Annotated in this window: 14 protein-coding genes; 5 read left to right on the top strand and 9 right to left on the bottom strand. The window is 43.1% G+C overall.

Annotated features, from left to right (window positions below; translation table 11 throughout):
- Window positions 1-6: 6 nt before the first annotated feature.
- From pepT to EO132_RS18220, 4 genes are all read left to right on the top strand, one after another.
- On the top strand, window positions 7-1,236 hold the full coding sequence (gene pepT / locus EO132_RS18235; RefSeq protein ID WP_127139238.1) for a peptidase T: 1,230 nt from the start codon (window positions 7-9) through the stop codon (window positions 1,234-1,236).
- Window positions 1,237-1,238: 2 nt separating this feature from the next.
- Window positions 1,239-1,829: a YdeI/OmpD-associated family protein gene (locus tag EO132_RS18230; RefSeq protein WP_127139237.1), complete on the top strand. Its 591-nt coding sequence runs from the start codon at window positions 1,239-1,241 to the stop codon at window positions 1,827-1,829.
- Between the two features lie 292 nt (window positions 1,830-2,121).
- Window positions 2,122-2,409: a hypothetical protein gene (locus EO132_RS18225; RefSeq protein WP_127139236.1), complete on the top strand. Its 288-nt coding sequence runs from the start codon at window positions 2,122-2,124 to the stop codon at window positions 2,407-2,409.
- 48 nt (window positions 2,410-2,457) lie between these two features.
- The gene (locus tag EO132_RS18220) at window positions 2,458-3,033 is read left to right on the top strand and encodes a PepSY-associated TM helix domain-containing protein (protein ID WP_127139235.1); all 576 of its coding nucleotides are present in this window, start codon (window positions 2,458-2,460) and stop codon (window positions 3,031-3,033) included.
- 58 nt (window positions 3,034-3,091) lie between these two features.
- Here EO132_RS18220 and EO132_RS18215 read toward each other — a convergent pair whose 3' ends face one another.
- Complete coding sequence (locus EO132_RS18215; protein WP_127139234.1) at window positions 3,092-4,489, bottom strand: M20/M25/M40 family metallo-hydrolase; 1,398 nt, start codon at window positions 4,487-4,489, stop codon at window positions 3,092-3,094.
- Entirely contained in the window at window positions 4,486-5,370 is an 885-nt protein-coding gene (locus EO132_RS18210; RefSeq protein WP_127139233.1) for a PPK2 family polyphosphate kinase, read from the bottom strand. The genes EO132_RS18215 and EO132_RS18210 overlap by 4 nt, the downstream gene beginning before the upstream one ends.
- A gap of 185 nt (window positions 5,371-5,555) precedes the next feature.
- On the opposite strand from EO132_RS18210, the gene EO132_RS18205 reads away from it, so the two are divergent.
- Complete coding sequence (locus tag EO132_RS18205; protein ID WP_127139232.1) at window positions 5,556-6,266, top strand: hypothetical protein; 711 nt, start codon at window positions 5,556-5,558, stop codon at window positions 6,264-6,266.
- Between the two features lies 1 nt (window position 6,267).
- Here EO132_RS18205 and EO132_RS18200 read toward each other — a convergent pair whose 3' ends face one another.
- The 7 genes from EO132_RS18200 to EO132_RS18170 form a co-directional block, all read right to left on the bottom strand.
- A complete protein-coding gene (locus tag EO132_RS18200) occupies window positions 6,268-7,431 on the bottom strand; it encodes a sigma-54-dependent transcriptional regulator (RefSeq protein WP_127139231.1) in 1,164 nt (387 codons plus the stop codon).
- A gap of 10 nt (window positions 7,432-7,441) precedes the next feature.
- The gene (locus EO132_RS18195; protein WP_235856507.1) at window positions 7,442-8,245 is read right to left on the bottom strand and encodes a DUF6268 family outer membrane beta-barrel protein; all 804 of its coding nucleotides are present in this window, start codon (window positions 8,243-8,245) and stop codon (window positions 7,442-7,444) included.
- A 99-nt stretch (window positions 8,246-8,344) separates the two neighbouring features.
- The gene (locus tag EO132_RS18190; RefSeq protein ID WP_127139229.1) at window positions 8,345-9,232 is read right to left on the bottom strand and encodes a mechanosensitive ion channel family protein; all 888 of its coding nucleotides are present in this window, start codon (window positions 9,230-9,232) and stop codon (window positions 8,345-8,347) included.
- Window positions 9,233-9,238: 6 nt separating this feature from the next.
- Window positions 9,239-10,579, bottom strand: coding sequence for an ABC transporter permease (locus EO132_RS18185; RefSeq protein WP_127139228.1), 1,341 nt, complete (start codon window positions 10,577-10,579; stop codon window positions 9,239-9,241).
- Window positions 10,569-11,507, bottom strand: a complete 939-nt coding sequence (locus EO132_RS18180) for an ABC transporter ATP-binding protein (protein ID WP_127139227.1) — start codon at window positions 11,505-11,507, stop codon at window positions 10,569-10,571. The genes EO132_RS18185 and EO132_RS18180 overlap by 11 nt, the downstream gene beginning before the upstream one ends.
- 179 nt (window positions 11,508-11,686) lie before the next feature.
- Entirely contained in the window at window positions 11,687-12,808 is a 1,122-nt protein-coding gene (gene dnaJ, locus EO132_RS18175; RefSeq protein ID WP_127139226.1) for a molecular chaperone DnaJ, read from the bottom strand.
- 6 nt (window positions 12,809-12,814) lie between these two features.
- Window positions 12,815-13,390 carry a nucleotide exchange factor GrpE gene (locus EO132_RS18170; protein WP_127139225.1) on the bottom strand — a complete coding sequence of 192 codons (576 nt, stop codon included), beginning with the start codon at window positions 13,388-13,390 and terminating at the stop codon, window positions 12,815-12,817.
- Window positions 13,391-13,399: the final 9 nt, after the last annotated feature.

Below are 13,399 nucleotides of genomic sequence, written 5' to 3'. Positions count from 1 at the left end.
ACGACCATGGAAAAGTTACTCCCACGATTTTTGGAATACGTGACCACGGATACACAAAGTGACCCCTATTCCAAAACCACACCCAGTACGGAAAAGCAATGGGATTTGGCAAAAAAACTGGTTATGGAACTGCACCAGATTGGCATGCAGGAGGTATCCATAGATGCGAACGCCTACATTATGGCCACTTTACCCAGCAATATGGACAAAAAAGTACCAACCATAGGTTTTGTTTCCCATTTTGATACCTCTCCAGACTTTTCGGGCAGAAATGTAAAACCACAGATCGTTGAAAATTACGATTGCACGGATATTGTCCTCAACAAATTGAAGGGCATTGTACTGTCTCCCGACTATTTTGAAGATTTAAATGCATACGAAGGCCAGACCCTGATTACTACGGATGGTACAACCTTGTTGGGTGCGGACGACAAGGCGGGTATTGCGGAAATCATTACTGCAATGGAGTACCTCATCAAGCATCCTGAGATCAAACATGGTAAAATACGTATAGCTTTTACCCCTGATGAGGAAATTGGTAGGGGAGCACATAAGTTTGATGTGGAAAAGTTCGGCGCCGAATGGGCCTACACCATGGATGGCAGCCAAGTGGGCGAGCTAGAATACGAAAATTTCAATGCGGCAAAAGCCAACATAAGCATAACAGGCAAAAGCGTGCACCCCGGTTACGCCAAAAACAAGATGGTAAATGCCATTGGCATAGCCAACGACTTCCTGACCCACCTACCTCCCAGCGAAGTCCCCGAGCATACCACGGGTCGTGAAGGTTTTTTCCATGTACACAAAATCAAGGGCGAAATTGAAAAAGCGGAGATAGAACTCATTATCCGTGACCACGATGCGGTGCATTTTCAAGCAAGGAAAGACCTTCTGAACGACATCAAGGAAAAACTCAACAAAAAATATGGGGAATTTGTCAATGTGATCATTGAAGACCAGTACAAGAACATGCGAGAAAAAGTGGAGCCCATGTACCACATTGTCGAGATTGCCGAAGAGGCGATGAAGTCCCTTCAAATTGAACCCATCATCAAACCCATTCGAGGTGGAACGGATGGTTCACAACTGAGCTTTATGGGGCTGCCCTGTCCCAATATTTTTGCTGGCGGACACAATTTCCATGGCAAATACGAATATGTTCCTTTGGAGAGTATGCAAAAAGCCGTGATGGTTATCGTAAAAATTTGCGAACTTACGGCTAGTCAAATCAAGTAGTTGTGGACAAGTCTGAAAAACTGGAGGGGTATTACGGGAAGGAGCATCCGTTCAAAGAGGAAATAGCCTACTTGAGGGAACTTGCCATGAAAACGGAAGCAGTTGAGGATTTTAAATGGAGTATTCCCGTGTACACCTTGAACAATAGCAATGTATTTGGCATTTGTAGGTTCAAACATCATTTTGGGGTGTGGTTTTTTAATGGCGTGTTCTTAAAAGACCCAAAAAAGGTATTGGAAAATGCGCAGGAAGGTAAAACCAAGGGTATGCGACACTGGAAGTTCCAGCGTTTGAACGAGGTGGATGGTAAAGCTGTGCTTGGCTACATGAAAGAAGCATTGGACAACCAGAAAAATGGCTTGGAGGTAAAAGCTGAGAAAACACAAAAGGTGGTTGTTCCAGAATTATTGCAGTCGGAATTAAATAAAGACTCCGCTTTAAAAACTGCTTTTGAAAAATTTACCCCTTACAAACAAAAAGAGTTCTGCGAACACATTGCAGGAGCCAAACAGGAGAAAACGAAACTACGTAGGTTGGAAAAAATCCTGCCCATGATCAAAGAAGGTATCGGGCTGAATGATGCGTATCGGTAGGTTGAAACATTCGTCAATTCATAAGCTGCATCCATCAATTAATTGTGGAATTTCCAATTCTTTATCAATAACTTCACTTACCTGTGCCGAACTAGTTTCGGTATCGTACGCTAAAAATCATTGAATCGATATTTAGCTAACCGATAAGTACAACCTGTAAGATCTCTTCCATGTTTTGCCCCAATCAATACCGTATTACCAAATGATAGGAGCTAAACCTCGTTAATTTTTTCCCTAAATATTTCCAACCAAACGCTTTAAAGTATAATTTAGTTGGAAAATATATTTACCCATGATAATCCGTAAAAGACAAGTTATAATTCTGTCCTCCATTTTCGCATTGCTGGCGATTCCGTTTACAGTTATGCAATTCTCATCCGAAGTAAATTGGTCTTTGTTCGATTTTATGGTCGTAGGTGGCTTATTATTGGCACTGGGTTTCGCTATCGACCTTGCCATCAGAAAAACCAAAACCATCAACAAAAGGTATTTGGTCATCACAGCCATTGTTGTTCTTTTTCTTCTTGTTTGGGCGGAATTGGCCGTTGGTGTTTTTGGTACGCCATTGGCAGGCAGTTAGTCCATTTTGACAAAATTTGCCGATCTTTAAGGTTTTTAACTAGCTGGAATGGGCAAAAGGAAGAAGCAAGCCAAAGTATTACGCATTTTTAGAAAAGTACACCGAACCACAGGAGCTTTATTATTCATTTTTTTCCTTTTCATATCCGTAACCGGACTCATTTTGGGCTGGAAAAAGAATTCCAACGGATACATTCTGCCAAAAACACAAATAGGAACCACAGCGGACCTACAAAAATGGTTGCCCGTAGATAGTCTGCACACCATCGCCTGCACCACTTTGCACAATGAGGTATCGCCCGAGCTCTCTTTGGAAATAGACCGTATTGACATGAGAAAGGAAAAAGGGTCTGTGAAATTCGTGTTCGTGGACTCCTTTTATGAAGTACAATTGGACGGGGCCACTGGTAATGTGCTATCCATTGGGCAACGAAGGTCCGACTTGTTTGAAAACATACACGACGGTTCCATACTAGACGATTACTTGGGGACAGACGGCTATATAAAACTTGTGTATTCCACTGTAATGGGTGTGTCCCTCTTGATTTTTACCATTACAGGGTTTTGGTTATGGTATGGCCCAAAACGGATGAGAAAAGCCAGCAAAAACAAAGCTCTCACATAAAAAAACCGTCCAGACCAAGAGCCTGAACGGTTCAACCATCTTACAATATAAATTTATTTTATCCCTTTATTTTTTTGGTGGGAATGGTTCCATATTTATCGATCAAGTAGACCAAACTCGCCATTGTGGCCGCTCCCAATTCCAGTTCACGCTTGTTCACATGCTCAAACGTATCGTTTTCGGCATGGTGGTGGTCAAAATAACGCTGGGTATCGGGTCGTAATCCTGCCAATACCATTCCATCTTCTTTCAAGGGACCAATATCTGCTCCCCCGCCTCCTTTGTAGAACATATGTATCAAATAGGGCTCGAACAAATCCCTCCAACCTTGAATCTGATTGACATTTTCGTCGGATGCATCAATCGAGAAACCCCTGGGGGTAAACCCACCGGAATCACTCTCCAGGGCAAATACATGTTGCTCGTTTTTGTTACGAGCCACCTCTGCATATTTATTGCCCCCGCGCATTCCGTTCTCTTCGTTCATAAACAATACAACGCGTAATGTTCGTTTTGGCTCATAGCCCGTCTCTTTTAGAAGTCGCAACACATCCATGCTCTGTACACAACCAGCACCATCATCGTGGGAACCATCTCCCAAATCCCATGAATCCAGGTGTCCGCCAACGACCATGATTTCGTTGGGGTACGTAGTTCCGGTTATTTCCCCGATTACATTGTAGGATTGCACATCCTCCAATTGTTTGCAGTTTTGCTTAAAGTAAAACTTGGCATCTGGGTTCAATTTAAGGGTGGCACTCAACAATTCCGCTCCATTGGTACTGATCGCCGCTGCTGGAATCCGTTCATTTACCGGGGTGTCTCCATATCCCATGGAACCCGTGTGCGGGTAATCGTCCAAACGAAGGTTCATGGAACGCACAATAACCCCTGCCGCACCATACTTACCTGCTTCGGCGGCACCAGCGTAGCGCTGGTCCACACATCCTGAATAGGCCGAAAAAGTGTTGATCAATGTGGGGTCCATCGGACGGTTATAGAAAACAATCTTGCCCGCTATTTTGTCTCGACCCAATTTTTCCAGGTCCTCAATGCCCTTTACTTCCACCACACTGGCCTTTATGCCTCCTGCTGGCGTTGCCACAGAGCCTCCAAGGGCACAAATGGGAACATTGGTGCTCAACCCTGGTTTTGTTTCCAAATAGGCGAATTCGGGGATACCCCTTACCCATTTGGGCACCATAACGGGCTGGAGCCAAACCTTGTCCAACCCAAGGGAATCCAACTGCGCTTTAGTGTATTCCACAGCGTGTTGTGCTTGCACGGAACCTGAAAGGCGTCCTCCGATCTGATTGGACAGATAATTGAGCCAATCATAGGCCTTACCATTGGTCAGGGCCTCGTCGTAAATGGCTTTAATTTGTTTTTCGTCTTCGGATTGAGAAAAAAATGGGGTACTGACCATCAAAAAGGCCAAAAGTAGCGTGGTTCTCATGTGGTTTCTTTTTCCAGTTCTTGTTTAAAGGTTTCTAAGTTAGCTTTTATTTCATCGTCCAGCTCGGGCTCTTCTATATCTTTGTACTTTTTTAACGCTTCCATCATTATGGAGGCCACAATGACCCGGGCTGCTTTTTTGTTGTCGGCAGGTATCACAAACCAAGGGGCATGTTCTTTGGAGGTCTTGTTCAATGCTTCTTCGTAACACCTTTGATAGTTGTCCCACAACTCCCTTTCTTCAAGGTCGCTTGGGGAGAACTTCCAATTTTTTCGTTTTAAACGAATTCTTCGCAACAGTCGCTGTCGCTGCTCTTCTTTGGAAAGGTGCAGGAAAAACTTGAAGATGATGGTACCATTATCGGCGACATGTTTTTCAAAATCATTGATTTGCTGATATCGTCTTTCCCAAAATGCTTCATCAATATCATCCACGGAATCCACTTTCGGGAGATTTTCTGCCAGGATATATTCAGGATGCACCTTGGTTACCAGTACGTTTTCGTAGTGAGTGCGGTTGAAGACGGAAAACTTGCCTCTTTCAGGCAAATCGATATAGTGACGCCATAGGTAATCATGTTTCTTTTCCAATGTTGATGGCACCTTGAAACTATGCACCACCACTCCCCTAACATTGAAATCCTTGAAAACCTCCCTAATCAGACTATCCTTGCCCGCCGTGTCCATTCCCTGCAAACAGACCAGCACACCATACTTTCCATGAGCGTAAAGGGTATCTTGAAAATCACCAAGGTCCTTTCGGATATTCTTCAACTCTTTTTTGAGCTTCTTTTTGGATGCATCAAAATCCTCGTAGGTATCTTTTTCTGATAGCTTTACCGTATCAACTACCTTATAATCTTCAGTTTTGATTTCTTTCATAGCGTTGAATATAATTCTTTTTGATTATTCCTTCAACCTGACCATGATCCAAACATGCCGTTCATCGATGATTTGACCACTTATACTCAAAGTTGGTTATTTAATCGATCTATTTATCCACCAAAACGATGAAAATGTAACTTTATGGAAATCAATGGCGCAGCGTCCCAAATCTAAAAAGCGTTATGAACAATAGAAAGATTATCCTACTTGTGGTCTTTGGCATTGGCCTACTCGGTCTTTGGCTCATGGCTTCATTCTCAACCCCGGCAAGTGCGTGCCAATATGCAAGTTCCAATCTGGAGTACATCAAAAGTAAAATACAGGATGCCGTTATGGCCGAAGATGTGAACATGGCCAAATACCATGCGTACAAAGCTTTGAACGGTATCGAAAAAACAAGAAGCAACTTTTTGGATTGTGGTTGTGAAGGAGCCATAGAAAGTCTCGAATCCACACTGGACCATTTAAAGACGGCCACTAAAGCAAATGCACTGCCCAAAACGAAGTTGGCACTCCACAAAGCCCTGGAAAAGACCATTATTGGCATTAATGTATTGGAGGAATTTGAACAAGAAACCTCCAGCGAATACGGAAGCAATGTGTTGGTCATGAACACCACTGATGTGCTTGATTTTAATAATGGAATGATGTTGACTCAAGGCTCCACCATAAAAAAACAGGTGCACCAGTGCTTGTTGGACTTTGAATCCTCTTTGAACAAAGTGGTTTCCGATGTGGATTGCGAAGATGCCCACAGATTTATCTCCAACACTTATGAAGAAGCACGTTTGACCTTATTGAACGCCAATCTATCACAACACAAAAAAGAATATTACCAAAGGGTCAAAACCTTGACAAAGGAAGCTCTTGATAAGCTGGGCAGTTGCGATTAATCTACTTACTGGCAAATAGCTTTACATCTTCTTCGGATACTTCCTTGCCACCGAGAATGATCAATCGTTCCACCACATTGCGAAGTTCACGGACATTTCCTGTCCAATCGTAACTTTTGAGCAGGTTTATGGCCTTTTTGGAGAAACTCTTTTCGCCTGTTCCTTGCTCAGATGCTATTTTTTTGGCGAAATGTTCTATCAATAATGGAATATCGTCCCGCCTGTCATTCAGTGAAGGAACTTTAATCAATATAACAGCCAATCTATGGTATAGGTCCTCACGGAACTTTCCCTCTTCAATTTCCTTTTTCAAATCCTTGTTCGTTGCCGCAAGCACCCGAACATCCACTTTAATGTCCTTATCAGAGCCCACACGGCTGATTTTGTTCTCTTGTAATGCACGGAGTACCTTCGCCTGTGCGGACAGACTCATATCGCCAATCTCATCCAAAAATATGGTTCCCTTGTTGGCAGCTTCAAACTTACCTGCCCGGTCTTTTACCGCAGAGGTAAAAGCTCCTTTCACATGACCGAACAACTCACTTTCTATCAATTCCGAAGGAATAGCGGCACAATTGACCTCAACGAAGGGTGCGGATGATCGTGGGCTTTTTTGATGTACCCAATGGGCCACCAATTCCTTTCCTGTTCCGTTGGAGCCTGTGATCAACACCCGGGCATCGGTGGGTGCCACTTTTTCTATCATATCCTTGATGGCATCTATCTCCTTGCTATCGCCGATCATTTCATAATTCTTGGAGACCTTTTTCTTGAGCACTTTGTTCTCAACAGCAAGCTCCTTTCTTTCCAAGGCATTGCGAACAGTTGTCAGCAACCTGTTCAAATCCGGTGGTTTGGAAATATAATCATAGGCTCCCAGTCTCATGGTGTTCACGGCTGTATCCAAATCACCATGTCCAGAAATCATGACAAAGGGTATCTCGGGTTTTATTTTCTTGGCAGCTTCCAAAACCTCAACACCATCCATCTTTGGCATTTTGATATCGCACAGCACCAGGTCAAAATCCTCTTTTTTGATGATATCCATTCCCGCAAGGCCATCCTCAGCCTCAACTACATTGTAACTATCGCTTTCTTCGGCCAGTATTTTCACCAAAACCCTTCTAATTGCCGATTCATCTTCTATTACCAAAATTTTTGACATATGCTGCTATTTAAAATATTCCGATTTTGAAGCCTGTTCTAATATAGAAATTTGACTCGTCATTCAATAAAAAAACCTTGTCTTCGTCATCGTTCCTCAAAATTCCTTCTTGTATGACCGTTTTTCCGACCATCGCAAAAAGAGACATTCTTTTGGAAATATGGTATTGATATACCAATGTGCCCAACAAGGAGGTCAAAGAGATCTTTGAAGCCACCTGACCGTTTTCCAAGGGAATGTTGTTTTGCAGGTTGATATAATACCCATCCAATAACAGTGCCATTTCCAAAGAGTGTTTTTTGGAGATATGGTAACTCAACCCCGACTTGGGTATTCCAAAAGTAAACGACCAATCCGGGTGAAACCTGCGGTAATAATTGATCAAGGGCAATGGGACCGGTAAGCCCGTAGTACTATTATAGGTAAGGCCGAGAACAATACGGTATGGCTTATCAGCATCCGCACGTTCTTTCCAAAAGGTAGCGGTTGCGTTCATAAAAAAATCCCCAGTAACGGTACCCGTAACAAAGTTGGAGGCCATTCGGGGTGTAAGAATCGTAACCAAATTCCAATTCTCGTTCCATTTGGTGATCAGTCCCACGTTCAAATCTATGATGTGAAAACGGATCAGTTCACTTTTATCAAAGGGCAGATTTTGGGAATACCCCATATCAAAACGGTTATATTCCACACCGGTTATCAGATAATCTTTCTTGGCGTTTAGTTTTATGGGCAAATTCAACAATGCCTTATAGCGCTGTGTTTTTATGCCCGTATCGTTTTCTGGAATATTCAGGTATTCCAACCTGAACACATCCGTGCTCTGGGCATTTGCACAAGGGCCACACAGTATTACAATGAAAGCAAAGCACTTCCAAATTGCAGTATGATGAATTGAATTTTTTATCGCTCTCTATTGTTTTGGCTGAATAATATGTACATCGCGTTGTGGGAACGGAATAGTAACGTTGTTTTCCTTGAATTTGGTATTTATCTTATACCGCATTTCACTTTTTATCCTTGGGTCCCGGAAGGTGTCGTTGGTAAAAAAGTAGATGGAAAACATAAGCGCTGAGTCTCCAAAATCCTCAAAGAGGACAAATGGCTTTGGATTTTTCAATACTTGCTTTTGTGTATGGGCCACTTCCTCTAAAATTTTGGTGACCAAATCCACATCACTCCCATAAGCCACCCCGACACTTACCCTTTCCCGAGTGGTCCGGTGGTTTTGGGTATAGTTATAAACGATGTCACTGATAAACTTGTGGTTGGGCAATATCAATACCTTGTCGTCCCTTGTAATGGCTCTGGTGGTACGTAGTTTGATCTCGAACACCTTGCCAACCTTGCCATCGACCTCTACAACATCACCAACTTGTAAGGACTTATCAATTATGATGAAAATTCCACCCAGAATATCCTTGAACAATTCCTGAAGCGCAAGGCCCAAACCGACAAATAGTGCCGCCGAAGCCGTAATCACCAACGTGATGTCCACTCCCGCCGCACTCAGGGTTACCAATACCGCGATCAGATAGATCACATAATTGGTGAACTTGAACACACTGGCAAATTTCTGTTTGTCCTCCTGTTGCATCTTTCGGGTAAAAAGATGCCGCATCCATTTGAGCAAGAACTTCGTGACCACTAATGTAACCGTCAAGAGCAATAATAGCCCAATGGTAAGGTCAATGGCTTTGTCGCCTTCCCCAATATGAAACCCTATGTTCAAAAAATCCTTTATGGATCCCCAAACATCCTGCGTTATGATCTCTTTGATCTCCTGTGTGCCCTCTTGCATACTATTTTAATATCTCAACCATTTTATCAACTCCTTGTACGTTGGTTTTTTACCATACATCAAGATACCTGTTCTATATATTTTGGCCGCCAATGACACAATACCCAAAAAGGTAATGATCAGAATGAACACGGACAACAAAAATTGCCATAAAGGCACTCCTCCTTCCCCGATTCCCCCTGGCAAACGCATCAGCATTACAATGGGCGATGTCAATGGAAACAATGAAAACCCAACTGCAATGGGACCGTGTGGATTACTGAAAACAGAAAAGAACCCCACATAAATTGCCAACATTAAAGGTAATATAATAGGGAAGATAAATTGCTGTGTATCGGTCTCATTATCCACAGCAGCACCAATTGCCGCATATATGGAACTATAAATAAGGTAGCCCAACACAAAATAGATAAAGAAGGAGACAATAAGGAGTCCCCATGGGATATCATAGATTTCCTTGGCGTACATCATCATTTCACTGTCCATCCCTCCCAATTGGGACATACCGCCCATTGGACCTGGCTGTACAGTTCCATCGGCGGAAAGTGCGGACAGGTCGATGCCCAAGATCATCACAGCAACGAACAACAGGGCAGATGCGGAAACTATCCAAATGGAAAACTGTGTGATTCCCGCCAAGGAGTTGCCGATGATCTTGCCCAGCATCAATTGGAACGGTTTTACCGATGATATGATGACCTCTATAATCCTGCTGGTTTTTTCCTCAATCACGCTCCGCATCACAAAACCACCATAAATTATAATGAACATCATGATGGCATAACCAAACCCACCACCTATAATGGCTTTGATCTCGTTAATGCCCCTCATGCTCCGTTCGCCATCAAAAGTGGAGAGATTGATTTCAAAACGTTCCTCCACACTGGAGAACTGTTCCGAAGTAACCCCGAGTTTTTGAAGTCGGTGCTGCCTCAACTGGGTCTGGAAGACATTCTCCAACTCCTGCGTGACGGATGTATTTGGATTGTCCTTGGTAAACAGATACGCAGCTTTGGCAACCTGTTCCACAGTCTGCTCGTTTGGAATGTACAGCAATCCGTAATATTCCAAAGCTGTAGTGGAATCCTTTGCCTGCTCCAAACTAAGATCATCCAGATGTACATAGGATATGTTTTTTGAGGGATTGAAGTCATTCTGGAAAAAAGAGCTCTCGTTCAAAACGGTCACCACTCTGGTCTCATCATCATTTACCTTGGCCAAATAAGCGATCAAGACTATCATTCCCACCATCAGCAAAGGGCTCAAAATGGTCATGACAATGAAGGAGCGGTTACGCACCTTGGCCAAATATTCTCGTTTTATGATCAACCCAAGTTTATTTGCCATTGTCCTTGCTGTTTACGGTTTGAATAAAAATATCGTTGGCGGATGGAATGGTTTCCTCAAACTTATTGATGTTGGCCACTTTGGAAAGTTCCATCAAAATATCGCCTGTATGGGATGAAGGTAGTTGCACTTTGAAGTTCAATTGCTTTTCGATGAGATCAACATCCGAAGAAAGTATATTGAATTTTTGCTCCAGGGATTTCATAAAAGCTTCCGCATCCTGTTCCATTTGTACGGCGACATTGAAAATATTGTTCTTGTATGCCTTTTTGATATCGGAGAGTTTTCCGTCAAGGATTTTTTCCGATTTATGGATAAGGGCAATGTACTCGCACAGTTCTTCTACAGATTCCATTCGGTGAGTGGAGAAAATAATGGAAGTGCCGTTTTCCTTCAACTGAAGTATTTCATCCTTGATGATATTGGCATTAATGGGGTCAAAACCACTAAAGGGTTCATCAAAAATCAATAGTTTGGGCTCGTGGAGCACGGTAACGATAAACTGGATTTTCTGTGCCATTCCTTTGGAAAGCTCTTGGATTTTCTTGTCCCACCAGTCTCCAATGTCCAAACGGTCGAACCAGAATTTAAGCCGGGTTTTGGCCTCACTTTTGGACAATCCCTTCAATTGTGCCAAGTACAATGCCTGCTCTCCCACTTTCATGCTTTTGTACAGCCCTCTTTCCTCGGGCAAGTAACCAATGGATGCAATGTGCTTTGGAGCCAATGGCTCGCCATTGAGCAGAATCTCACCAGAGTCTTGGTGCGTTATTTGATTGATTATCCTGATAAACGAGGTCTTCCCCGCCCCATTGGGACCCAAAAGTCCATAAATGCAATTCTCAGGGATTTGTAATGAAATGTTGCTCAGTGCTGTGTATTCACCATAAGTTTTGGTCACATTTTTGGCAACAAGGATATGATCCATGTAAACTATTTTTTCAAAGATATGTATTTGCTAGAGACCTGTTTTCCTATAAAAACAAAAACCCACCCTTAAAAAATTCAAGGATGGGAAAAAAATTGCTATGAAAAAGAAAATTAGATATCGGTTACCCAACATCAGTTCCAAATATACGTTTTTTATTTAAACAGAAGGTTTTTCTCTTAAGAGAACATATCTTTTACCTTCTCAAAAAAGGATTTATCTGATTTTTCGGGCCTTGGGACAAAGTTGTCATCGTCTTGCATGCGCTCAAAAAATTCCTTTTGCTCCTTATTGATGTTCTTTGGTGTCCATACATTTACATGCACCAACAAATCTCCTGCTCCATACCCGTTAAGACTGTTGATCCCTTTGCCTCGAAGCCTTAAAATTTTTCCGGACTGTAAACCAGCCTCCAATTTTATTCTGACCTTTCCGCCTATGGCATCGATTTCTTTGGAGCTTCCCAGAACCGCTTCGGGCATGCTTATGTACAGATCATAATGCAGGTTATCACCTTCACGCTTGAGCGTATCGTGCTCTAAGGTTTCAATAGCCACCAACAGATCCCCGGCAATACCGTTTCCTGGGGCATCGTTCCCTTTACCACTCACTTTCAACTGCATGCCATCTTCCACACCTGGTGGTATTTTAATGGATACGGTCTCTTCTTCCACCTGAAGTCCCTGTGCATCGGCCCCTGCAGGTCTTTTATCAATAGCCTGCCCAGCCCCACCACATGTGGTACAGGTGGTTGCAGTCTGCATTCTACCCAATATGGTGTTAGTGATTTTTGTGATTTGACCGGTACCGTTACAAGTGGGACACGTTTTATAAGTCACTCCGTCCGCTTGAAGCTTACGTCTTACCTTGACTTTCTTCTCCACACCATTGGCCACTTCTTCGAGGGTCAACTTAACTCGGATTCGAAGATTGCTTCCTTTGGCCCTGCGCTGTCCGCCACCAAATCCGCCAAACCCACTGAATCCGCCACCGCCACCAAAGGCGCCGCCGAAAATATCACCAAATTGACTGAAGATATCGTCCATATTCATACCTCCGCCGCCAAATCCGCCGCTACCATCGAAGGCTGCATGGCCAAACTGATCATACTTTGCCTTTTTGTCAGGATTGCCCAGCACTTCGTATGCCTCAGCGGATTTCTTGAACATTTCCTCAGCTTTGGCATCGCCTGGATTTTTATCCGGGTGATATTTGATGGCCTTTTTTCTATAGGCCTTTTTAATTTCTGCAGCTGAAGCCCCTTTGGAGACTCCCAATATTTCGTAATAATCTTCCTTCATACAACTTTAGTTTCCAACAACGACTTTTGGATGCCTTATGATGCGATCGCCGAGTTTGAACCCTTTTTCCACCACATCAATGATCTTCCCTTTCATTTTATCATTCGGTGCAGGGATCTGGGTAATGGCTTCGTGCACCTCGGCATCAAATACATCACCTTCCCCCACTTCCACTTGCTCCAAGCCCTTGTTCTTCAAAGTTTCCTTGAATTTATTGCTGATGAGTTCCACACCTTTGAACATTTCTTTATCCTCTGACTTGGAAAGTTCCTTGAGGGCACGATCAAAGTCATCCATAATGGGAAGCAATGCCACCATGACTTCCTGTCCTGCAGTTTTGAACAAATCCATACGTTCCTTGGAAGTCCTGCGCTTGTAGTTTTCAAACTCCGCAAAAAGCCTCAAGAACTTTTCTTTTTCTTTGGCCAAATCCTCGCGCAATTTTTCCTCTTCGGAAAGTTCCTCTTTATTCTCTTCTGCGTTTTCAGCCTCTATATGCTCATCGTTCAGCTCAGTACTCTCTTCGGTTTGCCCTTTTTTAGGCTCATCTTCCATTTCCTCAACCTTACTTTTATTGCTCATGTTCTATTG

Source organism: Flagellimonas oceanensis (genome assembly GCF_003992595.1).
Taxonomy (GTDB): domain Bacteria; phylum Bacteroidota; class Bacteroidia; order Flavobacteriales; family Flavobacteriaceae; genus Flagellimonas; species Flagellimonas oceanensis.
This window is presented reverse-complemented; position numbering and strand designations above follow the sequence as displayed.